This window comes from Arthrobacter senegalensis (genome assembly GCF_059091765.1).
Genome location: NZ_JBNHGZ010000004.1, coordinates 271,592 through 295,926, shown reverse-complemented (window position 1 = coordinate 295,926; position 24,335 = coordinate 271,592). Strand labels below are relative to the sequence as shown.

Here is a 24,335-nt window from a genome sequence, read left to right as displayed (position 1 = left end):
CGAGTGTCGGCTACTTGGGCATACATCGTAGCCGCTTCCTAGGCTGAAACTGTCGAAAGCTTCGGTAGAAACCAAGGGGGCGTGAGGCTCTCGACGACTATCGGTTCCGGGACAGTCCGCGGGCATGCGTCGGCGGGCTGTGACATCCATCCCGGCAACCGAATTTGGGGCACGGGCCTCGCCTGGGACACGGGCAGCATCGCGCATCCCCTTAGGAGCACTGCGCGCGCTGGTCGATCGCAGAATCCGTCTGGTGGAACGGATTGGGGACCCGGTTGAACAGATTGGGGAATCGACATGATCGCAGAACTCGACAAGGTCTCGAGGGCCTGCCACACGCATGTTCACACATGCGGCGGTCCTGCACGGTCCGGCGCAGCAGGACGGGGCACCGGAGTTGTCCAGGCCTGCAGCCCGGGACTCGGACGCTCCCCCCGCCCGGAGGAAACGTGCCCGGGGCGGCAGCCAGCGACAGCTAAGGCAGGTGCATGATGGATATCTTTACATCTCTCGAGTCGGAGGTCCGCAGTTACTGCCGGACCTGGGATACCGTTTTCGACTACGCCGCCGGGGACACGCTGCATAGCGAGGACGGCAGGGAGTATCTGGATTTCTTTTCGGGCGCAGGAGCACTCAATTACGGGCACAATAATCCGCTTCTCCTGGAGCCGCTGATTGCTTACTTGCGCTCCGGGTCGGTCATCCATTCACTCGATATGAAGACGACGGCGAAGCGGCGATTCCTGGAGACGTTCCTGGAACTAATCCTGATCCCTCGCGGTCTCGACTATAAGGTCATGTTCACCGGCCCCACCGGGACGAACAGCGTCGAAGCGGCGCTGAAGCTGGCGCGCAAGGTTACCGGCCGGCACCAAGTGCTGAGCTTCACCAATGCGTTTCACGGGATGACCCTTGGCGCACTGGCGGTAACGGGCAATTCACTAAAACGCCAAGGCGCAGGAGTTCCGCTCAATAACGCCTCCAGCTTCCCTTATGACGGCTACTTCGACCAGCCGGCGGAAGATTTCCTGTGGCTGCAGCATGCGTTGGAGGACAGCGGGTCCGGACTGGACAAACCCGCCGCGGTCATAGTGGAGACGGTTCAGGGCGAGGGAGGGCTCAGAGCGGCCAGTGGAAGTTGGCTGCGGCGACTCTCCGATATCTGTCACCAGCACGGCATGCTTCTTATCGTCGATGATGTCCAGGCCGGGTGTGGACGTACGGGCACGTTCTTCAGCTTTGAGGAAGCAGGTGTCCAACCCGATATTGTCTGCCTGTCGAAATCACTGTCCGGTTTCGGACTGCCGCTTGCCGTCATGTTGTTAAAACCCGAACTGGACATCTGGAAGCCGGGGGAGCACAACGGTACCTTCCGCGGCCATAACCCGGCCTTCGTGACCGGGACCGCGGCCCTGGAACACTTCTGGAACGGTCGGGGATTCGAACGAGACATCGCGGCACGGTCCGCACAGCTGCATGCAGCTCTGGCAACGATGGCGGCCGGCATTGAAGGCGCCCTTGTCCGCGGTCGGGGGCTCTTGGCCGGCGTGTATTTCCCGGACCGGACAATGGCACGAAAAGTTGCCGCCGAATCCTACGCCCGTGGCTTGCTGGTAGAAACCTCCGGGCCGGAGGGAGAAGTACTCAAAGCCATGCCTGCATTGACTATCAGCGCGGAAAACATGACCCGCGGGCTTGACCTGCTTGCAGAGGCTGTCCGATCGGTTGCCGGTGAATGGCTTGACGAAACGCCGGGCAGCCGCGGTGGGGACGTCCTCAGGCCGCGGGCGTCCAGTTCGGCGCTGCTGCGCGCAGTGAGCACGCCGAGCCGAGCACACATTGGCAAATAGGCGGTTAGCTCTGGACGGGCGCAGCAGGGCAATCCGGAGTGTTGGCGGGGCAGCGACCGCACCCGAGGTGCAGCGGCAGCCCAGCAAGTTTGGGGGTCAGGGTGAAAAACTTTAAGCGCATAGATGAGGCCATGGATGAGGCTGCTGTCCGCATGGCACAGGACTCATTCGAGCTGCCGCGCAGCGCCTCGAGGCTCGGCGAGCCACTGCCGTGGGGCGAACGAGCGGAGGCGGCGGGCACGGCTGGACGCTCAACGAACATCATCGTGCAGAAGTTCGGTGGCTCGTCGGTGGCGAATGCCGACGGCATTCGTCGCGCCGCTCACCGAGTGGCTGAGACACAGGCGTCTGGATATCAAGTCGTTGCGGTGGTTTCCGCCATGGGCGACACCACCGACGAGTTGTTGGATCTCGCGGCCAGTGTTTCGCCGCATCCCCCTGCCCGCGAACTCGACACCCTGCTGACGACCGGCGAACTCGTTTCGGCGGCCTTGCTGGCGATCGCCTTGGCCGATCTGGGCGTCGATGTCCGGACCTTCACAGGCAGCGAGGCGGGCCTCATCACCGACGACTGCCACGGCAAAGCTCACATTATCGATGTCGATCCGCGCCAAGTCCGTGCCTGCTTGAAGAACGGTCAGGTCGCCGTCGTGGCAGGGTTTCAGGGCAAAAGCCTTAAAGGGAAGACGGTCACCACTCTGGGGAGGGGTGGTTCGGACTTGACCGCCGTCGCACTCGCCGCAGCACTCGGCGCAGGCGTCTGCGAGATCTATACGGATGTCGACGGTATTTATACGGCAGATCCGCGGATCGTTCCCAACGCGCGCAAGATCGATGTACTCGCCAGCGAGGAAATGCTCGAGTTCGCAGCCGCGGGGGCAAAAGTTCTCCACCTCCGATGCATCGAATACGCTCGCCGCTTCGGTATTCCGATCCATGTCCGTTCTTCGTTCGTGCAAAAGCGGGGCACCATGATCCTGCCCAGTCTCGATCAACCCCGTTCGGATGCGCACGCAGGCGAAAAGACTCTGGTTTCGGGCGTGGCAAGCATCAACTCCGCCGCACAAGTCACCATCGCCGGAATCCCGGCCTGCTCGAGGACTGCCGCGCGACTCCTTCAGGAGCTCGCCGCATCGGGGCTGAACATCGAAATGATCGCCCAGAATTCGCGGGACGCGGGGACCGGAATCGCCGACATCACCTTCACCCTCCCATCTACGGAGGCGTCGGCAGCCATAGCGGCCCTGGACGCGGCCCGGAGCCGCATCGGATTTGAAGCCCTGTACCACAAGGGAGAAGTGGGCAAGGTCTTGCTCACCGGACTCGGGATGCGCTCTTCGCCCACTACCCTCAGCACTTTCTTCAGAGCACTTTCGGACGCCGGGATCAGTCCGGAGATGATCTCGATTTCCGAGCTGTGCATCGCGGCCGTGGCACGGGCCGATGAGCTTGCCGATGCTGTCCGCGCTCTGCAGGACGCCTTTGGTCTCACGCCGCAGGACAAGGAAGCGGCGGGCGACCGTTCGCCGGACACGCTTCCGCAGTTCGAGGTTCAGGCGCTCGCCGCTACCCGGCCGGGATCTTCCGCATGACGTCTGACTGGGGAGGAAGGTGCAGCTTAGGCAATGTGCCGAGCCGGCACGAGGACATCAGCTTTCTGCGCCACGCGAGCAGGGACTGACCCCAGTGACCCATACACCCAGATGCAGTGCAGAAACGGGAGGTACCAATGGCGTCAGCCGAGAACTCGTACCTTAAATCAGAGGACACGACCATGCTGGTCAGGCAGTCCCACGCGCGGACGCCGGCCGGCGCTCATAAAGGGGCGCCCAAAGAATTAGTCGCACTGGCGGCGCCAACGGATTCCACCCTGGCAGGAGCCAGCGAACGGACCGGCAGCACAATCACTCCCGCCCCCGGCGTGTACTCAGGGGGGCCTGCACCGATTCCTCGCACGTTGCTGGACATCCTCTTTCGCTCCGTGGACGAGTACCCGGACGCGCTGGCGTTGGATGACGGGACAACCTCCTTGAATTACCTGGCGCTGCTGGAGCGGATCGAGTCCCTGGCCCTGAACCTGCGCGAACGCGGGATCGGTGCCGGAGACCGGGTCGGCATCCTGATGGCCCTTGGTACGGTCGACCTCTACATCGCAGTGCTGGCCGTGCTCGTTCGCGGAGCGGCATGCGTCCCTGTCGATCCCGACGAGCTCGGTGACCGGGCCGCGTTGGTATGGGAAGCGGCCGAAGTATGCGCGGTAGTCGGACCCGGGCTTCGGGTCCGTCCCGTCATCGGAGCGCCCGCCCACGGGGAGGCTCGCCCGCCCACCGCGGATGACGATGCATGGATCATCGTCAGCTCAGGCTCGACCGGCCAATACAAGTCAATCGCAGTGTCGCACCGGTCGGCGGCCGCCTTTGTGGACGCTGAAGCGTCGGTCTTCTGCGCCGATGACCCGCTCGGGCCCCGCGATCGTGTGCTGGCCGGTCTCTTCGGCAGGTCCGGCCTGTGTCACGAAATGTGGCTGGCGTGGCGGCACGGCGCCTGCTTGGTGCCGGCACCTCCCGAGGTCATCCGCTCAGGCGAAAACCTGGGCCCTTGGCTGGTACAACGGGGCATCACCGTGGTTTCAACGGCGCCTGCCCTGGCTGCACTTTGGCAGGCGGAATCGCTGCAAGACGTCCGGTTGCTGATCTTCGGCGAGGAATGCCCACCGCATCTTGCGGCGCGGCTGACCGCCCCCGGCAGGGAAGTATGGAACACGTACCGTCCCATCGAGGCCACCGTCGCCTGTGCTCCGGCCCGTGGGTCGACTCCGGCGGGCATTGGCCGGCCGCTGCCCGGCTGGCAACTGGCCGTAGTGGACGGGAACGACCAGCCTGTCGCCTGGGGCGAAGAAGGAGAACTGGTCATCGGCGGGGTTGGCTTAGGCCGCTGCCTCGATCCAGGCGGAGATGTCGAGAAATATGCTCCCCTGGACGTCCTCGGCTGGCCCCGGGCCTACCGCACTGGGGATTTTGTCCGCGCCGAGCCTGAAGGCCCGGTGTTTGTCGGTCGGGCCGGCGAGCAGGCAGAACCCGCAGGGCGAAGAGTCGAATTCAGCGAGACGGAGCTCAGCGCAGCACCGTACGAGGTGGGCTCGGGCGGTCCGGCAACCGCGACCGACGTAGTTCACGAGCCGATGACGACCACGATGGACCCGCTGCTGCAGTCCCCGCATCGCCAAGAGGTGCGGTGGTCTCCGGGCGAGCGCCTGGAGGAGCTCTTCGAGAGCCGATGCGACTCGTTGCGCCGCGATGGCCGGGCAGATCAGTTGGCGGTCGACTCCGCGGACTCGAGGTTGACCTACGATGAGCTCGACGCGCGGGCCAATCAGCTGGCCCGGCACTTGCTCGACGACGGAGCCCAGGCCGGCGATCGCATTGCGCTGTTGTTCGACCACGCCGTGTGGGCCTATGTCTCAATACTGGCGGTGCTGAAGATCCGGGCGGCGTATGTGCCGCTGGACGCGGGATTTCCGCCGGACCGGATGGGTTACATCATGGAGGACTCCGGGGCCAGCCGCGTGCTGACTTTGAGCCACCTGGCCAGTCTGTTGCCGGAGGACTGCCCGCGCGCCCTGAGTTTGGACACGGCCGCCGCGGACATTGCAGCCATGTCCGGCTCCCGGCTCGCAGACAGCGAGAAGCCCGCCCCTGTCGAGAACCTGGCCTACGTCATCTACACGTCGGGCTCCACGGGCCGTCCCAAAGGGGTGGCCATCGAACACTCCAGCATTTGCAACTTCGTCAGGGTCGCCGCCGAGGTCTACGGATATCAGGGCAACGACCGCGTCTATCAGGGACTGACGATCGCCTTCGACTTTTCTGTCGAGGAGATGTGGGTGCCGTGGATGGTCGGGGCGACGTTGGTGCCCAAGCCGAGTTCGAAGAGCCTGCTCGGGGTTGACCTGGAACGGTTTCTGCTCGACAACCGTATTACCGCGATGTGTTGTGTACCCACCCTGTTGGCCACACTGGAGCACGAACTCCCTGACCTGCGTTTTCTGCTGGTCTCGGGTGAGGCGTGCCCGCGCGATCTGGCCGAGCGTTGGTACCGGCCCGGCCGGAGATTCCTCAATGTCTACGGGCCCACCGAAGCGACCGTGACCGCCACGTGGGACGTTCTGCATCCCGACAAGCCGATCACCCTCGGCCAGCCGCTGCCGACCTACACGATCATGATCCTGGATCCCGACGAGCCGCGTGCCCTGCCACGGGGAGAGACAGGCGAGATCGGCATCGCCGGGATCGGGCTGGCGGTGGGTTATGTGAATCATCCCGAGAAGACTAATGCGGTCTTTATCCCCGACTTGATGGGCATTTCGAATAACCCATCGGGACGCATCTACCGCAGCGGCGACCTTGGGCGGATCAACGACGACGGGTTGATCGAGTACTACGGCCGAATCGATACCCAGGTCAAAATCCGCGGGTACCGGATCGAGCTGTCAGAAATTGAATCGGTGCTTCTGCAAATCCCCGGGATCGCGCAGGCAGTCGTCGAGACCCATGAGTCGGCACCGGGGATGACAGAGCTTGCCGCGTTCTATACGTTGCGCCAAGGGGTCTCCGAACTCGCGCCCGAGGAGATCAGGGAGGAGCTCCGCGACCGGCTGCCGGGCTACATGATCCCGGCCTTCTATGAGCAGCTTGAGACCATGCCGATGCTGCCCAGCGACAAGGCCGACCGGAAAAACCTGCCGACACCCAGCAACCGGGTGAGCGCTTCAGCCGAGGGCGAGTACTGCGAACCGGCGACGGACGCCGAGGCGGCTCTCGCCGAGCAGCTTGCTGCCGTGTTGGGATTGGAGCGCGTCTCCGTCGAGGCTCACATGTTCGAGAATCTCGGGGCCAACTCCCTGATAGTTGCGCGATTCTCCGCCGCGCTGCGCACGAACACCGACCTGCCGCCGGTTGATCTGCAGGTCATCTACGAGCATCCGACGATCCGAGAGCTCGCCGCTGCTCTTACTTCCCCGACAGCCCCCCACGCTTGGGCAGCACAGGAACCGCACCCCAGGCCCAAACGAGGGCGGGCCGGCACTTTCGACGTCGTGCTCTGCGGTGCCCTGCAAGCCGCACTCGCCATCGGCTACTCCTACACCTTCCTCACGGCGATCACGGCCGGCTTCACCTGGGTCATTGCAGGGGAGGGCGTCCTGGAGACCTGGGGGCGATCGGTCGTCGTCGGATTCAGCTTCTTTTTGGCCCTCAGCATCGTGCCGATCCTGCTGAAATGGCTGCTCCTCGGACGATGGGAAGAGCAGAACATCCGCATCTGGTCCCTGGCCTACGTCAAGTTCTGGTTTGTCCGGGCGCTGGTCAGACTCAACCCGTTGGCCTTCTTCGTCGGGACCCCCATCCTTCCCTTCTACCTGCGGTTGCTGGGAGCCAAGATCGGCTCCAACGTCACCATCCTCACCCCCATCACTCCGGTATGCACCGACCTCTTGACGATCGGCAGCGGGACGGTGATCAACAGGGATGCGTTTTACCTGTGCTACCGGGCCCACGACGGGTGGATCCAGACCGGCCGGGTCACGCTTGGCCAGGACGTCCTGGTGAGCGAGAGGTGCGTGCTGGACATCAACTCCACGATGGGCGACGGAGCTCAATTGGGTCACTCGTCGTCCTTGCAGCGGCTGCAATCCGTACCCGCCGGCGAAAGCTGGCACGGGTCCCCTGCGGTGCCGACCGACGTGAACTACCGGTTCGTCGAGCCGCTGCCGTGCAGCCGGCGGCGGCGGGTCACCTTCAGCGTGCTCCTCCTGCTCAACAACACTGTCCTGTTCGGCCCGTTGCTTCTACTGGCCATTGCGCTGCTCCTGCCGGCCTACGGGGAAACCGGCCATATGGACCACACGAACCCGGGCTTCTACGCGGATCTGGTATTCGCTTCATTCGTCGTGCTGTTTGGTGGCATGTTCCTCGGTCTGGCCGCAATGTTCACGGTTCCCCGGCTGCTCAACCTCCTGATTAAACCGGGGCAGGTTTATCCGATGTACGGGCTGCGCTACGCCGCCCACCGGCTCATCTTCCGGCTGACCAACGTCTTCCAGTTCATGCACATCACCGGGGACAGCTCCCTGGCTGTGCACTACCTTCGTCTGCTGGGTTACAAGCAGCCAAATGTTGAGCAGACAGGATCGAATTTCGGGACGGAACTCGACCATGACAACCCTTACCTGACTACCGTCGGATCCGGAACGATGATCTCCGACGGCGTGTCGATCAGTAACGCCAACTACTCAGGTACGTCCTTCAGCGTCTCCGAGGTGAAAATCGGGGCGAAGAACTTCTTCGGCAACGACATTCCGTATCCGTCCCGCGCCCGTGTCGGCGACAACGTTCTCTTCGGCAGTAAAGTCATGATTCCCATCCATGGCGAGGTTCGGGAAAACGTCGGCCTGCTCGGATCACCGGCGTTCGAGATTCCCCGGTCGGTCAATCGCGACCTCAAAACGGACCGGCGGGAAGAAATGATCCGCCGGCTGCCGTCCAAGAACCGGCACAATGCCGTCTCCCTTGGGCTGTACCTGGCGAGCCGGTGGGTCCTCATCCTCGCCGGCATGCTGGCCTTTTCACTCGCCCTCATACTCTTCCCGGGCGTTCCGGGACTCGGGCTGTACCTGGGCACCGTCAGCTTCGGCGCCTTCATGATCGCCTTCTTCATCGTGCTCGAGCGTGCCGCCCAGGGATTCAAAGCCATGGTCCCGACCGTTTGCTCCATCTACGACGTCAGATTCTGGCGGCACGAACGGTTCTGGAAGTTCATCACGTATCCGCTGTATTTCTTTGACGGCACCCCGTTCAAGCCCCTGTTCTGGCGCCTGCAGGGCGTGCGGATGGGTAAGCGTGTCTTTGACGACGGCTGCGTCATCCCGGAGAAGACGCTGGTGACCATCGGTGACGACGCGACTCTCAATAACTCCAGCGTCGTCCAGTGCCACTCCATGGAGGACGGCGTCTTCAAACTCGACGCGATCGCCCTCGGCCGGGGAGTCACCTTGGGCGTCGGGTCCTACCTGCTCTACGACGTCGTCATGGGCGACGGCTCGGTTTTGGAGGCCGATTCCCTCCTGATGAAGGGTAGCCAAGTGCCGGAGGGCGCGCGGTACGGCGGCAACCCCGCACGAGAGATCGTTTAGACAGCGAAAGAGAAGGACGAACATGAGCCGTATTCCGGACAGGCAGGGACGCGACCCCGGCCCCGCAGACGCTAAATCGATGCAGAAGCGGAGCCGATTGGTCGGCATCGACGCGGCCCGTGGCCTCGCCCTCATCGGGATGATCGCCATTCACATCTTGCCGGACGCGAACCAGGACACCGGCGAGCCCACTTTGGCGTGGATCTTGTTCGCCGGTGACTCCGCTGCGCTGTTCGCCCTCCTTGCCGGAGTGGGTTTGGCCCTGTCCTCCGGGGGGAACAGACCGCACACGGGGCCGAGGATGGCCGGGGACCGACTGGGACTGGCCGTTCGGGCCGTCCTGATCGGAGCCATAGCCCTGGCGATCGCGCCCTTCTTGCAGCAGGAGGATCCTCCTGCCAACGGCATCTTGATCTACTATTCGATGTTCTTCTTGCTCGCCATTCCTTTCTTGCATCTGCGGCCCAGAACCTTGTTCATCAGCGCGGCCGTCTTCGGCATCGTCTCGCCGATCCTCCTGCAGAAGCTGGATCCATTCCTCCCGACATCGTCGACGTTCAACCCCGCCGTCGGGCATTTCTTCTTCGAACCCGCCGGCGTGGTCTCGGATTTACTGCTGACCGGCTCATATCCGGCGCTGGCCTACATGTGTTACATCCTGACCGGCCTTGGCATCGGACGGCTGGACCTGCGAAGGCCCAGGGTGCAGGGATATATCGCCGGTATCGGTGCAGGCCTGGCGATCTTGTCCAACGCGGCCTCCGCCATCCTGCTCTACGCCATGGGAGGCTTCGAGCAATTGGTGGCCACCAGCGGGATGACGGGGGAAGAGTTGGACAACGGCCTTATCTTCGGGCCCGGGATCATTCCGGACACCTCCGCGTGGTGGCTGGCGATCGCGACGCCGCACTCGAACATGCCCCTGGCCATCGCCAGCAGTCTGGGGCTCGGTCTGTTGGCGGTCGGTGTGTTCCTCCTGATCGAAGGGGCGGCCGCACGCTTGCTGACGCCGCTTGCCGCAATGGGCTCGATGACCCTGACCCTTTACTCCGCACACCTGCTCGCGCTGAGCCCTGAGCTGCACTACGAGGCACCCTTCCTGTGGTTCATCGTGCATTTGACGGTCGCCCTCGCCTTCGCCCTGATCTGGAGACGGTGGATGGGACAAGGCCCATTGGAGAGACCGGTCGCCGCGGGCGCCAAGAACTTCCGGCAAATCGTGGACGACGGATCGTCGTCCCCCACGGCTGCTTCAGGAACGGCTTCCCGCTGATTCGGGACCTCCTGGCCCCCGGGGGGAATGCTTTGGGCTGCACCGACCATTAATTAGGTAGCCGATTGCTTTTCGGGCCCCGGTTCACTCTGGGGCCCCTTCATCCCCGCTCATTCTGCCGACTCTAAACCTGCCGTCGGACATTGCCCGGCCCCCGGAGCCGGCAGCTAGAATGCTGTGGTGATGTTGCACTCATGAGGACGACATGAAACTCCACTGGCCCAGGCGCCGGAGATCCCTTGTCCTCGTCGCGGCGCTCGGGCTGGTTGCTCTCCTGGCCGCGCTTGTCCTAACTTCTGTGCGGGCGGAGCGACCCGGGCCGCAGGCGCAGGCTTCCACAGCGTACGAGCACCTAAAAGAGTTTCAAGCACTCGCCGATGATCACGGCGATCGAGCTATTGGCACCGACGGATATGAGGCAGCGGCTCAGTACGTAGAACGGGAACTCGAGAGTGCGGGTTATCAAAGCACGCGCCAGTACTTTACGTTCGAAACACGTGGCGAAAGCTACGAGTCTTTCAACATCATTGCCGAGACGGCCGGCGGCAGTGACGACAACGTGATAATGCTGGGCGCCCACCTCGACGGGGTGCGGAACAGTCCGGCGATCAATGACAACGCCTCCGGTGCGGCGGCCCTGCTGGAGGCCGCGCAAGAACTCAGTGAACGGGGTGAACCAAATAATAAGGTGCGCTTCGCGTGGTGGGGGGCGGAAGAGTTTCCGGAGGCGTTCGGCTCCAAGCATTATGTCGAAGATCTGGCAGAGCACGACAGCGGCGAACTCGACCACATCGCCGCCTATCTGAACATCGACATGGTAGCCTCGCCCAACTACGTCATCGCGGTCTACGACCCACAGAAATCCGACGACGACTCCGAGTGGGAGGTGCCCGACGGGTCGGAGGAGATCATGCAGTTCTTCACCGACTACTTCGACTCCCGTGCCCAGCCCTGGGTGCCAACGGAATGGAACTTCTATTCCGATCAAGTGGCGTTCATCGAGGAAGATATTGCTGTGGGCGGCCTCTTCACCGGCAGCGACGAGAGAAAAACCGCCCGGGAGAGCATCCTTTTCGGTGGCGCACCAGGGCAGCCACGAGACCCGAACTACCACAAATCGGGCGATGACATTGGCAACGTCGATCTGGAGGCGCTGGGCATTATGACCGACGCGATCACCCATGCCGCCACCAGCCTGGCTGAAGACAGCAGCGCGCTGGAGTAAGCGGGTGCAGGATTCGGGCCAGCGCCTCGACCCTGATAAACTTCTGGCATTGCCTAGGCGAGGGAGAGCCGGAACCGGTTCTCCGTTATCGACGGTGGCTAGCAGCTTCGTTCTCTGCACTGGTATCGGTGCGGCGGGTCGGTCTCTAGGCACCCGCCTCAAAACCACCCAGCACAAGGAGAACATTATGTCCGACCAGAAGCTTGCAGCTGAAGTCCGCAGCGAATTCGGCAAGGGCGCCGCGCGCCGGGCCCGCCGCAACGCCCAGATCCCCGCCGTTATTTACGGTCACGGGGCAGAGCCGCTGCACGTGCTGCTTCCGCAGAAGGCCACGACGCTGGCGCTGCGTACCTCCAACGCGCTGCTGACCCTGGACATTGACGGGGACGAGCACCTGGCCCTGGCCAAGGACATCCAGCGCGATCCGATCGCCCAGATCATCGAGCACGTTGACCTGCTCACCGTGCGCAAGGGCGAGAAGGTTCACGTCGACGTCAACATCCACGTCGAAGGCGAAGTTGCCCCGGGCGCCATCTTGGATCTGGAAGAGTTCACCGTTCTGGTCGAGGCCGATGCGACCGCTCTGCCGGAGGCGCTGACCATCAACGTTGAGGGCCGTGAGGTTGGCGAGCACGTTCACGCCACCGACATTCAGCTGCCTGCCGGCGTCAGCCTGCTGATCCCCGAGGACACCGTCATCGCCGCGGTTTCCGCTCCGACCGTGGCCGAGCCTGAAGCCGCTGAAGGCGAAGCCGCCGAGCCGGCTGCCGAGACCCCGGCCGAGTAACAACACGGCCTCAAAGCCCCCGGCGACGCGCGTGCGCATTCGCCGGGGGTTTTGGTCTATCCCTAGGATGATCTTGAATCCTTCGCATCTACCGTCCGAGGAGCACCCGTCTACGTGAGCACCGACACCTGGCTGATAATCGGTTTGGGGAACCCGGGCCCCGGCTACAGCGGCAATCGGCACAACGTCGGCCAGATGGCCCTCGACGAGCTGGCCGGCAGGGTCGGCGGTTCGTTCAAGTCGCACAAGGCGCACGCACAGGTTTTGGAAGGGCGCCTGGGAATTGGCGGGCCCAGGGTTGTGCTCGCCAAGCCACTGACGTTCATGAATCTGTCCGGGGGACCGACGTCGGCGCTGTGCCGGTTTTTCTCAATCGAACCGGACCACGTGGTCGCCTTGCACGACGAGATCGACATCCCCTTCAATACGATCAAACTCAAGATCGGCGGGGGAGAGGGCGGGCACAACGGACTCCGCGACATGTCCAAGGCGCTGGCGACCAAGGATTACTACAGGATTCGCATAGGCGTTGGCCGCCCGCCGGGCCGGATGGATACGGCGGACTACGTGCTGCGCGATTTCTCGACGGCGGAAAAGAAAGACCTTCCCTTCCTTTTGGACGATGCAGCAGACGCGGTGGAACTGCTCCTGTCCGACGGGCTTCTCGCCGCGCAGCAAAAGTATCACGCCAACGCCAAGCAGGGGTGAGTGTCAGGAAGACCGCAGGGGTATCCCGCGGGTCATGGGCGCGGCGACCTAACCCAAGAACGAGTGGTGACTACTCGTGTCAGGTCGCCCTCGGCTCTTTACGCTGAGAAGGTGTTGTTGCGCCGTCAAGGCGGAGTCGCAATACCGTGCGCGTGGAGCTGAAGGGCCCGGGCGCATCCAGCCGACCGGCGGGGTTGGCGAAAGCCAGAGGAACCGCGAAGGCGGAACCTTCCCCCCAGGCCCCGTCGGTCTCTGCTGGATAACGAAGAAATTCGGGCTCGGGAAGAAAGACGGTCCAATGCGGAAGCAACAGGGATCGTCGTAGCGGACGGTCAACTGAGTCGCCGCCTAACGCAGGTCCGCGATGGAGGGCTGGGCGCCGGCGCAAGGCGTCACACAACCGTGGATTGGCACGCCCGCACCAACCGTGCATAAAATCGTTTCAGCCTGAGTGGCTCCCTGAGCGGGGCCGACGATGGGCGGCCTCCGAGACTGGGCCACCCCCATCCCATCGTCGGCCCCTTTTTCATGGCCATTCCGATGCAGGCGTGCCGCGGGCAAACCTCGGGTTGCGCTGCGTCGGGGGCATTTAACGCAGCGCAACCCTTCGGTCAGGGATTCTGCCCGCCTGCGCAGGGCGGGCTCGTCCCCGTCTAGCGGGACTACGGCGGTTCCGGCTCGATCCGGACTGCCGCAGGCCTAGTTTCGAACGACGCGGGGAGCTTTTAACCCCGCGTGCGTGTGGACTTCCCTCTGCCGCAGCGCCAGAAGCTGCCGGATACGGCGAAGCGCAATAGGCCCGGTGGGTGTCTGTTCCAGTTGTTCGACTGCCGCGCCGAGCCGTTCGGCAGCCTCGGCTGCCAAAGAAACGCGCGGCGGCGTACGAACAGACGAGGGGTCGAGCAGCGTCCTCTCGAGTTCGGCGGCCAACGACCGCTGGTCCTGCACGAGGATCGCGTCCCCGTGCTGCGCCATCGTCTCGGTAAACGCAATCTGGTGCCCGTCGACGACCTCCCGCAGTTCCGGCCGCCGGGGCACCGCGATCGGCAGATGGCCGGCCTCACGGGCATCGAGGATGGAGCCTGGCCCGCCCTGGACGACGACGACGGTGGCAGTTCGATACAGTGCCAGCAAGTCCTCGCGCGGCATTCTGGTGACCCCGTCTGCGTGCCGGGGCGGACGGCTGGCTCCGTGCTGCACAAGGCACGACGGTGGATCGGAAAGACCGGCCAGCCAGTCGTCGATCCAGTCGACCAAGCGGTCGAACGTGTGATGGTCGGTTCCCAACGAGACCACGACCTGCGGAGCGGGGTGCGCGCTGTTCACAGTACCGGTCCGATATTCACGGCTTCGGGGTAGAAGCGCCGCTGTTCTTCCCACTGGATGCAGAAGAGCTCGGACAAAGGGTAGCAAAGGCGGCCGCTCAGGGTCGGCATGGTAATCCGATCAAAGCACTCTATGTACACCGTGTGGATGCCGAGCAGGCGGGCGACCAGGAAGAACGGGACACTCACGCCGGCGCCAACGGAAACCACCACGTCGGGGCGCTCCCGGCGGAGCGTCGGCCAGGCCAAAAGCAGGTTTCTGATGGCATTGCGGACATTCCTGGTGGTGGGATAAAAGCACCAGGTGACGTTTTCGTTGTGCAAAGCAGCCTCGACCTCGGGCCGCTGGAACGTCACCCAACTGCGGGCGTGCTGGCTCCACCACTTATCCAACGGCAGCAGCTGGGCCAGATGCCCGCCCGCCGACGTCACGAACATGATTTTCATGCGCCGTCCTCCCCCTACCGGGATGCGCCCCAAGGCACCCCGGATCACCGACCTCTGCGGTGATAAAGCGAGCCTATTGACAGGTGGCGGCCGATACACGAGTGGTGCTTACCGGGATCCCGAAGCTGCCCCGGCCTGGGCCGTTTCCGCTACCGGGCTTGCCGGAGAATCCGCGCGAGGATCCAGAATGCTTTCCCGGAGCAGAACAGGAGAACACTCGGCTTTGCGGTGATGGGTACGGGCATTACTTGGCCGGGGCGCACGATTGCTACCTGCATGTTGCGCACTTGGAGACACCCCCTCCATAGACGCGGCGCGGAATCGGCTTTAGACTGTGGACCTCACCGGTTGGGGACCGGGCCTTGCGGACCTTGGGGGAACGCAGCTCGTGGCCGGTGCGAACGCGTGGCCGATGCCAATGCATGGCCGCGTCTGAGCGACTTTGGGGGGAGACGCTGATGACTGCTGTTTTTAATGGGCCGTTTAATGGTCCGCTTGCCGACTCTATTTCACCCGGCCGCCGCCGTCTGGCAGAGGACATCCTCGCGGCACTGCAACAAGGCCAGCAGGGGGTGCTGGTGATTGGTGCCGCCGGCATGGGGAAATCCACCATCGCCCAGCAGGTGCTGAAGTGGTTCGGCCCGGAAACACACGTCGAATTTGTCCGGGGAAGCCAGGCCTCGTCCCGCACCAGCTACGCCCCGTTGGGAATCCTGCTCGGGGGAGTGGGCGACGACGGACTGGAGCACCCGGCGCTCGTTCTTGAGGGAATCGCTGCTACGCTGCTGAACCGTGCCAAGGGCAATCGGATTGTCCTGTTCGTGGACAACGCCGAGAATCTCGACGCGTTCACCTCCGCTGCCTTGGCCCAATTGGCGCGCGCCGGAGTCGTTACACTTTTTGTGGCCAGCCAGGACGTTGCGGCCGGCGACCGCGCCTTTATGCAGCTGTGGATCGAGGGAGACCTCCGCCGGTTCGACGTTGCTCCGCTGGATCCGGCAGACAGTGAGGCGCTGCTGACCGAAATTCTCGGGGGCAACATATCTTCCGTCGCTGCACGGTCGCTGTGGCTGAACACCGGTGGAAATCCGCGCTACCTGCGGGTTCTGGCCCGAGACCAGGTGGCAGCACGGACTTTGGTTGAGCAGGGCGGGACGTGGGTGTTGGCGCAGCCGCTCGTCTTCACGGGAGACATTGCAGAGGTGATGCGGCCGCGGTTGCTGCAACTGCCTCCCGGGCATCGGCGCCTCGTCGAGCAACTGGCGCTGGCGGGCGGCGTCACGCTCTCGGCTCTTCAGCGGTTGGCCGACCCGCTGACTTTGGAACACTTGGAGGCCCGCGGTACCATCACGGTCGACCTAGGCGCCGACCCGCTGGTGCGGGTGGGCGGTCACTTCCTGGGCGGAGTCGTCAAGAGCATGCTCACGCCCGGCCGGACGCGTGCACTGTGGGATGAGGTCGCGCACGTGCTGCACCCCGCGGAAGTGCCGGAGCGCTACCTGCCGGATCTCGGCATCTGGGCGTTGGAGGGGGGCGCCGCGCTGAACCCGGAAGAGACCCTGCGGGCTGCTGCTGCCGCCAACGACCAGCTGGAGCCGGGACGCGCGCTGCAGTTGGTCCGGGCGCTGGGCCGGCAACACCGCTGCGCGGCCGGCCTCCGGGAAGAAGCCCGGGCACTGCTGTTGCTGGGAAAGCCGAGCCAGGCCGCAGACCTGCTGGCGGCCCACCTCCCGGAGGACGGCAAGGACCCCATGGCTGCCCTGGTCGCGCTGGCCGGCGAGCGTCTCGCCGTTTCGCGGGCCACGGGCGGAACCATCGACCCCTGCTTGGAGGAGCTGAGAAACCTGCGCGCAAGGCTCGCCGCAGAACTGCAAGCGGTGACGGAGACCAATGAAGGGCACGTTCTCGGTGATGCAGCCCGTGCGAAGGACATACTGGAAACCACGATCGATGAAACCCTGCTGATCGAAGCAGACCAGGCCGCTTTCGACGGCCGGTACGGGCAAGTCTCCAAGCTGGTCAAGCTGCTGCGCGACGACTGGGACAAACCGCCGCAGACCAGGCTCCGCGCCGGAGCCCTTCTCTGCGAAGCATGGGCGGTCATGGGCCGGCAAACGGAAGCGCATAACCTGGGAAACATGCTGCTCGCGGAGCTGGCGGATCGGCGCCTGCCCAAGGTGCTGCGTGACTTCGTGGAAACCCGGATTTTCACGTCCCTCATCGTGGCAGGGCGGCTTGATTCATGCCTTGGCTATTGCGAAACCTTCGCGGCGCAGGCGGGGACATTCCTGTGCAGCGACGGGAGCGAGCTGGCCTTGGGACTCGTCCACGCACGCGCCGGTCGGGCGGAAAAGGCCCTTGCTGCCTTGCTACCGGCCATCAGCCAGCTGAGAGTGGCCGGCAACAGCGGCGGCGTTGGCCTTGCCAACGCGGCGGCCGCCTACTCCTACTCCCTGCTGTCGGATGAGAAGAATGCCCGCCGCCACCTGGCCGCAGCCGCTTCTTCACCGGGACGTCCCCGCCGGGTGACGGCCCGGGCCACGGAATACTTCAGCATCCTTGCGTCCCAGCGGCTGCGGCGGGATGACGACGGAGCAGCGGCGCTGGATCAGACGGGCGCCGAAGAACTGGCCGCCGGGAATTCCGGTGCGGCCATGATTTTTCATGCTGCCGCAGCGCGGGTGGGCGGCAGGTCCTATGCCCGCCAGCTGCAGGCATCGGCTGCCGCCTGCGACGGCGAAACCGCACGGCTCTGCCATGAGTACAGCCAGGGTCTGATGTCCCAAGACCCCGTGATTCTGCTTGAAGCAGCCGAAAGTGCAGCGGCGCTGGGCGACGTCCTGTTCAGCTACGACGCCGCCCGTGCCGCCCAGAGCGCTGCGGTCACAGGAGGCGACCGCGCAGCGGCCCGTAAGGCGCGCGCCTTGGAAAACGCGGGCTACCGCATGCTCCAGGACTCCAGCACCATCGTTGCCATGCTGGAGTCTCTGAGTCCCTTCGAACTGACCTTGGCGCAACTGGCCGCGCAAGGCAGCAGCAGTGCAGCGCTGGGCCGGAGGCTGCATCTGTCGCCACGGACCGTTGATTGGCACTTGGGCAAGATGTTCGCCCGGCTCCATGTCTCGGGCCGCGCCGATTTGCGCGAACTGCTGGGAGCGGCGGGGTCGGCGTCATGACTGATACAGGTCAAGGACGCAGGCTGGTGGGGCGGGACGCCGATGTCATGGCTGCCACCGAGAACATCCGCAATGGCAACGGGGCATGGATCGTCGCTGAATCCGGGCTGGGCAAAAGCGCCTTGGCGGCCGCCGTGCTGCAGGAACTGTCGGACGATGTGCGGCCGTTTCGAGTACATGCGAGCCGCACCTTCTCCTCGGTCCCGTACGGCGCCTTGGCCCCGCTACTCACGAATCTGACCGCACAGCAACTGGGCTCGCATTTTTCCACCATGCGCACGCTGACGGAGCGGCTGCAGGCAGACGCAACCGGCCTGCAGCCGGCCCTGCTCGTCGTCGACGATGCCCACGACCTGGACGCGGGAAGCGCGGAAATTCTTGGCCAACTGGTCGCCTCGATGCAGGTCAAGGCGCTGCTGCTCAGCCGACCCAGCCTGGCCGAACCGCCCACGATCCTGGGAGAGGCGGTCGAGGGGCTGCTGCACCGCCGGTCGCTGGACCCGTTGACCGACAGGCAGGTACACCAACTGTGCAACCAGGTACTCGGTGGGGAAACGGCGGCCAGTGCCAGTGCCGCGCTTGCCCGGGCAAGCGGCGGCAACCCGCTCTTCCTGCTAAGCCTGCTGGAGCAGGCCCGGCAGGCCGGGCGCTTGGTCCAGACCCGCGGCGTATGGCTCATGCGCGATGCGCTGCCGGAGGCGGACGCCCGCCTCTCCGAGCTGATCGAGCGGGAGCTCAGCGAACTAAGCGCCGACGAGCGCGAAGTATTGGATTTCGTGGCTTTGCTCGGGGCAGTCCCCCTGACGGTGATGTTCGAATGCGGGAACGTGCAGGCCATCGACCGGCTGATGGAAAACGGACTCATCGAGATTTCGCCGCCGCCCGAACCGCGTATCTGGTTGCGGAACCCGGTTCACGCACAGGCCCTGCCGACTCTGGTGCCGGTGTTCCGAAGGCTGAGGTTGTACCGGAAATTGGAGGAAGTCCTGCCGGTCAGCGGATCGGGCGAGATGCTGTTCCGGCGTGCAAAATGGGCGCTCGATAGCGGCGTGCAACTGCCGGATGATGAGCTGGTGAAGGCCGCCGCGGCGGCCAACAACGCGGGAGAAACAAGGCTCGCCGTACGGTCAGCCGGCGCCGTTACGACAGGTGGGTTCCGTTGGGCGGCCCAGCTGCAGCGGGCCAGGGCAGTTTGCCCTTCCGATCCCACGTCCGGGCCCCTCATCGAGGGGTTGGTCGCGGCGGCCGGTAATGCGGAACAGGCCCGGGACGCAGCACTGCTGGCAGTACAACGGCCGTATCCCGCCGATATTTGGAGGCACCGCAGCCTGGAGGACTGGGCCGCCGAAGCAAAGGGCTTGCCGACGTATTCCGAGTCAAAGCCCGGTATGGACCAGGCTTTGGACCGGAGCCTCCGGCTGCTTGAATTGCGCCATCTTGTTGCCGACGGCGGACACACGGCGGCGAGCGGGCCCCTGACGGTGCTCGTCGCGGAGGCATCATCTGCCCAGGACCTGGATTGCCTGGTGCTGGCGCGCGCGCTGTTGGCACAGGTCTATACGGTCACCGGGCGAGCGGATCACGCGGCAGCGGAAACGACCAAGGCCCTGCAGGCGCTGGAAGTGCACGAGCCGCAGGTAGCAAGCCGGACGTTTGTCGTTGCCCGCCATATCGCGGCGCTGCTGACGGCGGGGCGCTGGGGCGACGCCGCGGAAGCAGTGGATGGATTCCGGGACGCAAGGCCGAACGAGCTGGTCCATTACGGCGGAGCAGTCGATGTGGCGGCCGGGATCATCCTCGGGCGCCGGGGCGATTATGCCGAGGCTCACCGTATGCTGGCCGGAGCAGCCGGGGAACTGGAGCACCACGACCCGTTGGGCCTGCGCCCAGTGGCGCTCGCTGTCGGTGCGTATGTGGCGATGTTGAACGGGCAGGATGAGCCGGCCGGGCAGTACCTGTCCGATTACGCAATGGCCGGGACCGGAAACGCTACTCCATCCGGCCTTTTCAGCGACGGTTTGGCTGCTGCCGCCCGGCTTCTCCAGTTTCCCGGCACCAAGGCGCTGTCCGAACTGCAATCCCTGGCAGACACCGCGGGGAGTCGGGGGTGGAGCTCCCTCGAACTCGCCTTGAGGTTTCTGGCCATTCAGCTGGGTGACATGGGCAGGATCGGCCAGGTCCGTTCGTTGGCCGCGTCCATTGAGGGAAGGGAGGCCGCGTTGGCAGCCCAATACTGCGAGGCTGCCGACATAGGCGGAATCGAGCAATTAGTGCACACGGCCGAGGAAGTGCACTCATCAGGGCTGGTCTCCCTTGGGCTCCACACCTTGTCGGAGGCGCTGCGGATTGCCAAGGCGGAACGCAACAGGACCGCGCAAAGACGCATTAGCGCACTGCTCGGGCAGTGGCAGGAGGCGGCACCCATCGCCCGGGAGGTCCCGTCTTCGATGTCGCTGACACGCCGGGAACGCGACATCGCGGCGTTGGTCATCGCGGGCAAGCGCAATGCGGAGATCGCGGACGCGCTCTCGTTGTCGGTCCGGACCGTCGAAGGCCACATCTACCGCATGTTCGAGAAGCTGGGCATCAACCGTCGGGAGCAGCTGGGGCGCGAACACCTGTAGGAGCGGCCCATGGGGACGACCACTGCCAGAGGCGAGTATGCCGCCGGTAGTGGTCGTTCCATGTCCGGGTATCAGGCGTCCCGAAACCGGCAAAGCCCTCCTCTTCGCACCCCGCTGGTACCCCCCACGCCGAAAAATTGGAAGCAGAAACCTGAGTAGCGCGCCGGACAATCCAGTAGCCGGTACGCGCCCGCACTCCGGCGTGCCCCCGTAGGCTTCTGTGGGTACGGAAAACACCGGTCCTGCAAGGACGCAGGGAGGGATCGCTGGGGGCAAGTAACCCGTACATGCATAAAGGCCGGCTGCGGCATCCGCTGCCGGACAATAGCGGGAAGTGCATTTCTGGGGGGAGATGTGCAATGGGGGATTCTGTAACTCGTGTGCTGCTGGTGGGGGCAGGGGGACTGGCCAGGGAAGTTTTGGCAGCGATGCGCGCTGCAGGCGGGTGGGACGTAGTCGGCGTGCTCGATGAGGACCCCGATGTCCATGGACGTTACGTGGATGGTGTGCAAGTCCTTGGGCCCGTCGAGGCGGTTTACCGATACCCGGACTGCCGGCTTTTGGTATGCCACGAATCCCCGGCCATCCGCCGGCGGTTGGTGGACCGGTTGGCAGAGTACGGAGCCGGGCCGGAACGCTACGCCACATTCGTCGGCCTCCGCGCACCGCTTTCGGCAAGTGTCCGGGTCGGTGCCGGCAGCCTTGTCTTGGCGGAAAGTGTCCTGGCCGCGGGAGTAACCCTGGGGGAACACGTTGTCATCATGCCGCGGGTGTCACTTTCGCACGATGTGACGGTATCGGCATTTGCCACCGTGGGGGCAGGGGCGGCCCTTGCCGGCCGCGTGCAGGTGGGGAGTGGCGCTTGGCTACAGATGTGTTGCAGCGTCGCCTCCGGTGTTGCCATCGGCCGGGACGCGACGGTGGGCATGGGCTCGGCGGTCCTGGGACAGGTGCCGCCCGAAGAATGCTGGGCAGGCGTGCCGGCACGGCCCGTAGCCGGCGCTGCAGACCAACTGGCCCCCAATCAGCTTTTTGTTGGCGGGGAATCGCAGGAGCCAACGTCCAACCGGAGTGCGCCGGGAAGCGTCGGCCGCTCGGCGTTCGAGCGATTGGCTGCAGCGGCAGCCCTGCTGAAGACGCCATGAGGGCGGCGAAGACCCCGCGTGTCTCCGAGGCCTCCGGCACAGCCAATGCCAGCCGCCGGGTCTTTTCGCACCGGTCAATGATCACTACGCCGGACTTTCCGGTTCCAGAAGGGAAGCGCTAGCCATGCATGATGCCCAGGTGTCCACGGACAGCTACCTGCAACGCACGGTCGCCCCGCTGGTGGGTGTCGCCGCGGAAACGTTCGGGTTCGAGACGCCGGCTGCGCCGAAATTGTCCATACCGACTCTCCTGAAGCCCGCTGTTCCACGTCCGGGAACGCGCGGCCGCACGTCCAAGCCGTGGGCCCGCCGCTACCAGGCCAAACTGCTCGCTACGGACACTGCCATCCTCGTGCTCTCGGTAGGTGTGGCACTCCTGCTCGTTGGTGGTCAGGTAACCGGGGCCGGTGCGACCCTTGCCCTGGTCACCGGCGCTGTCCTGGCCTGCGCCCTTGCGGTCGGGAGGACCCGGGACCTGCGGGTGATCGGCGTCGGAGCCGCCGAGTACAAAAAGGTGATCAGGGCAAGCTCCGGGGCCTACGGGATGCTCGCCGTCGTACTCCTCGCCCTGCAGGCGGAGGAGTTGGCACCTCCATTCGTGGCGGGTGTGCCGGTCGGCATCGTCGCGCTGCTGGCGGGACGCTGGGGCTGGCGGCGGTGGCTGACGAAGCAGCGGGAGAACGGACACTACCTCTCGAAGGTCGTCGTCCTCGGCGCCTATGAAGACGTCGTTTACGTGATAGACCAGATCGCCAAGAAATCCGGCGCCGTGTACCAAGTGGTGGGGGCAGCGCTGGACGGCGTCCCGGCCGACAGCGACGCCCTCGCCGCACGGCAGGTCCCCGTGGTGGCCGGGCTGGACGACGTTGAGCGGGCCGTGGACATCCTTGGCGCAGACGCCGTCATCGTTGCGGGACAGGTGGGGCAGCGCAGCGGCTACCTCCGGGAACTCGGCTGGCGGCTGGAGGAGAGCGCCACCGAGCTGGTGGTCGCGCTATCGCTGACCAACGTTGCAGGTCCCCGGATCCAGATGCGTCCGGTGGAGGGCTTGCCGCTGATGCATGTCGAAAGGCCGCAGTTCTCCGGTTACCGGTACTTGCTCAAGCGGTTCGTCGACGTCGTCGTCTCCGCCGCCGCCCTGCTCGCCCTGCTGCCGGCCTTCGCTGTCTTCGCCGGCCTGATCCGCTGGGACTCGCCCGGCAAGGTCATTTTCAAGCAACGCCGGGTGTGCCGCAACGGACAGACGTTTGAGATGTTCAAGTTCCGGTCCATGACCGCCAACGCTGAGGCTGAACTTGAGGCCCTCAAGGCTATGAACGAAGGCAGCGGGCCGCTGTTCAAGCTGCGGGCTGACCCTCGTGTCACCAAAGTGGGCGCCTGGATGCGCAAGTACTCGCTGGACGAACTCCCGCAGTTCTTCAATGTCCTGCGGGGTGAAATGTCCCTGGTCGGGCCCCGGCCGCCGCTGCCCTCGGAAGTGGCCGGCTACGAGGGGCACGTGGGCCGCCGGTTGTACATCAAGCCGGGGCTGACCGGACTGTGGCAAATCAATGGGCGGTCCGACCTGAGTTGGGACGAGAGCGTCAGGCTCGACCTCTACTACGTGGAGAACTGGTCGCTGACCGGGGACCTCATGATCATGTGGCGCACGTTGAAGGTGATGCTGAATCCAACCGGCGCTTATTGAGGGCCCGCCGTTCACGCGACGCGCGCCCGCTACCGGCAGCAACAAGGGGATTGAGCAGGGAAAGGGGAAATTGATGGGGGCGGATATACAGGCGGTCAACCGCCTGGACTTGGGACGGCACGTTCCGGACACCGCGCTGGCGCCGGAGCTCGCCGGCAGGGCCGGGGCCATGCTGCGGCAGTTGCAGTGGGACGCCGCGGTCGCCGGATGGACAGCCGACCGGCTGAAAACAGAAGGTGATGCGCGCTCGCATGAACTGCTGGCCGCAGCGCTGCGGCGGTCTCGGCCGGAGGACCTGGTGCTATCGGAAGAGGGCGAGGATGACCCGGCGCGCCCAAGGGCCGAACGGGTCTGGATTATCGACCCGCTTGACGGCACCCGCGAATTCTCCGAAGGGCGCCGGGATTGGGCGGTCCACGTGGCGCTGTGGTGCAGGGGCAGCCTGCGGGCTGGGGCCGTCGCGCTGCCGGGACTTTCCACGACCCTGGACACATCCGACCCCGCGGTCCGGTTGCAACCGTCCCGCTTCCCGCCGGGCCGCCGGTTGCGGATCGCGGTATCGCGGACCAGGCCTCCCGCCGTCATTGGCGCGCTGGCCGAGGAAACGGGCGCGGCAGTCCTGCCGATGGGCTCTGCCGGCTACAAGATCGCCGCTGTGATCCGCGGCGAGGTGGATGCCTACCTGCACAGCGGCGGCCAGTACGAATGGGATTCAGCGGCTCCGGTCGCCGTGGCCCGCAGCCGTGGCCTGCATGCCAGCAGGCTGGACGGTTCGCCACTGGTCTACAACCAACCGAGTGCGTACTTGCCCGATTTGCTGGTCTGCCGGCAGGAACTGGCAGGCGACCTGTTGCAGCGGCTCAGCCGGTTGCCGCGGGAATAGGCCGTTACGTGCTGGC

14 protein-coding genes are annotated in these 24,335 nt (G+C 64.8%); 12 read left to right on the top strand and 2 right to left on the bottom strand.

Annotated features, from left to right (window positions below; translation table 11 throughout):
- Nucleotides 1–491 precede the first annotated feature (491 nt).
- From ectB to pth, 7 genes are all read left to right on the top strand, one after another.
- Nucleotides 492–1,850, top strand: coding sequence for a diaminobutyrate--2-oxoglutarate transaminase (gene ectB / locus AC5RVG_RS14210; RefSeq protein WP_494014391.1), 1,359 nt, complete (start codon nt 492–494; stop codon nt 1,848–1,850).
- Between the two features lie 152 nt (nt 1,851–2,002).
- On the top strand, nt 2,003–3,442 hold the full coding sequence (locus AC5RVG_RS14205) for an aspartate kinase (RefSeq protein ID WP_494014390.1): 1,440 nt from the start codon (nt 2,003–2,005) through the stop codon (nt 3,440–3,442).
- Nucleotides 3,443–3,831: 389 nt separating this feature from the next.
- On the top strand, nt 3,832–9,039 hold the full coding sequence (locus tag AC5RVG_RS14200) for a Pls/PosA family non-ribosomal peptide synthetase (protein ID WP_494014329.1): 5,208 nt from the start codon (nt 3,832–3,834) through the stop codon (nt 9,037–9,039).
- A 97-nt stretch (nt 9,040–9,136) separates the two neighbouring features.
- The gene (locus tag AC5RVG_RS14195) at nt 9,137–10,312 is read left to right on the top strand and encodes a heparan-alpha-glucosaminide N-acetyltransferase domain-containing protein (RefSeq protein ID WP_494014328.1); all 1,176 of its coding nucleotides are present in this window, start codon (nt 9,137–9,139) and stop codon (nt 10,310–10,312) included.
- Nucleotides 10,313–10,517: 205 nt separating this feature from the next.
- Nucleotides 10,518–11,537, top strand: coding sequence for a M28 family peptidase (locus AC5RVG_RS14190; RefSeq protein ID WP_494014327.1), 1,020 nt, complete (start codon nt 10,518–10,520; stop codon nt 11,535–11,537).
- A gap of 187 nt (nt 11,538–11,724) precedes the next feature.
- Nucleotides 11,725–12,324, top strand: a complete 600-nt coding sequence (locus AC5RVG_RS14185; protein WP_494001406.1) for a 50S ribosomal protein L25/general stress protein Ctc — start codon at nt 11,725–11,727, stop codon at nt 12,322–12,324.
- 114 nt (nt 12,325–12,438) lie between these two features.
- Complete coding sequence (gene pth / locus AC5RVG_RS14180; RefSeq protein ID WP_494014326.1) at nt 12,439–13,032, top strand: aminoacyl-tRNA hydrolase; 594 nt, start codon at nt 12,439–12,441, stop codon at nt 13,030–13,032.
- A 699-nt stretch (nt 13,033–13,731) separates the two neighbouring features.
- On the opposite strand, the gene AC5RVG_RS14175 is transcribed toward pth, so the two are convergent.
- Together AC5RVG_RS14175 and pssD are read right to left on the bottom strand one after the other, a co-directional pair.
- Nucleotides 13,732–14,358, bottom strand: coding sequence for a glycosyltransferase (locus AC5RVG_RS14175; RefSeq protein ID WP_494014325.1), 627 nt, complete (start codon nt 14,356–14,358; stop codon nt 13,732–13,734).
- Nucleotides 14,355–14,804, bottom strand: a complete 450-nt coding sequence (gene pssD, locus AC5RVG_RS14170) for a PssD/Cps14F family polysaccharide biosynthesis glycosyltransferase (RefSeq protein WP_494001403.1) — start codon at nt 14,802–14,804, stop codon at nt 14,355–14,357. The genes AC5RVG_RS14175 and pssD overlap by 4 nt, the downstream gene beginning before the upstream one ends.
- A gap of 458 nt (nt 14,805–15,262) precedes the next feature.
- Between pssD and AC5RVG_RS14165 the strand changes: the two genes are divergently transcribed.
- From AC5RVG_RS14165 to AC5RVG_RS14145, 5 genes are all read left to right on the top strand, one after another.
- A complete protein-coding gene (locus AC5RVG_RS14165; protein ID WP_494014324.1) occupies nt 15,263–17,980 on the top strand; it encodes an AAA family ATPase in 2,718 nt (905 codons plus the stop codon).
- Nucleotides 17,977–20,604 carry a LuxR C-terminal-related transcriptional regulator gene (locus AC5RVG_RS14160; RefSeq protein WP_494014323.1) on the top strand — a complete coding sequence of 876 codons (2,628 nt, stop codon included), beginning with the start codon at nt 17,977–17,979 and terminating at the stop codon, nt 20,602–20,604. Before AC5RVG_RS14165 ends, AC5RVG_RS14160 begins: the two co-directional genes overlap by 4 nt.
- Before the next feature lie 359 nt (nt 20,605–20,963).
- Complete coding sequence (locus tag AC5RVG_RS14155) at nt 20,964–21,749, top strand: NeuD/PglB/VioB family sugar acetyltransferase (protein WP_494014322.1); 786 nt, start codon at nt 20,964–20,966, stop codon at nt 21,747–21,749.
- A 124-nt stretch (nt 21,750–21,873) separates the two neighbouring features.
- Nucleotides 21,874–23,436 carry a sugar transferase gene (locus AC5RVG_RS14150; RefSeq protein ID WP_494014321.1) on the top strand — a complete coding sequence of 521 codons (1,563 nt, stop codon included), beginning with the start codon at nt 21,874–21,876 and terminating at the stop codon, nt 23,434–23,436.
- A gap of 73 nt (nt 23,437–23,509) precedes the next feature.
- Entirely contained in the window at nt 23,510–24,319 is an 810-nt protein-coding gene (locus tag AC5RVG_RS14145; RefSeq protein WP_494014320.1) for a 3'(2'),5'-bisphosphate nucleotidase CysQ, read from the top strand.
- Nucleotides 24,320–24,335 lie beyond the last annotated feature (16 nt).

Bases quoted from the DNA above. Each gene is read 5' to 3' on its own strand.
- pssD (WP_494001403.1), bottom strand. From the start codon at position 14,804: ATGAAAATCATGTTCGTGACGTCGGCGGGCGGGCATCTGGCCCAGCTG.
- AC5RVG_RS14165 (WP_494014324.1), top strand. From the start codon at position 15,263: ATGACTGCTGTTTTTAATGGGCCGTTTAATGGTCCGCTTGCCGACTCT.
- AC5RVG_RS14185 (WP_494001406.1), top strand. From the start codon at position 11,725: ATGTCCGACCAGAAGCTTGCAGCTGAAGTCCGCAGCGAATTCGGCAAG.
- AC5RVG_RS14150 (WP_494014321.1), top strand. From the start codon at position 21,874: ATGCATGATGCCCAGGTGTCCACGGACAGCTACCTGCAACGCACGGTC.
- AC5RVG_RS14155 (WP_494014322.1), top strand. From the start codon at position 20,964: ATGGGGGATTCTGTAACTCGTGTGCTGCTGGTGGGGGCAGGGGGACTG.
- AC5RVG_RS14145 (WP_494014320.1), top strand. From the start codon at position 23,510: ATGGGGGCGGATATACAGGCGGTCAACCGCCTGGACTTGGGACGGCAC.
- AC5RVG_RS14190 (WP_494014327.1), top strand. From the start codon at position 10,518: ATGAAACTCCACTGGCCCAGGCGCCGGAGATCCCTTGTCCTCGTCGCG.
- AC5RVG_RS14160 (WP_494014323.1), top strand. From the start codon at position 17,977: ATGACTGATACAGGTCAAGGACGCAGGCTGGTGGGGCGGGACGCCGAT.
- ectB (WP_494014391.1), top strand. From the start codon at position 492: ATGGATATCTTTACATCTCTCGAGTCGGAGGTCCGCAGTTACTGCCGG.
- AC5RVG_RS14205 (WP_494014390.1), top strand. From the start codon at position 2,003: ATGGCACAGGACTCATTCGAGCTGCCGCGCAGCGCCTCGAGGCTCGGC.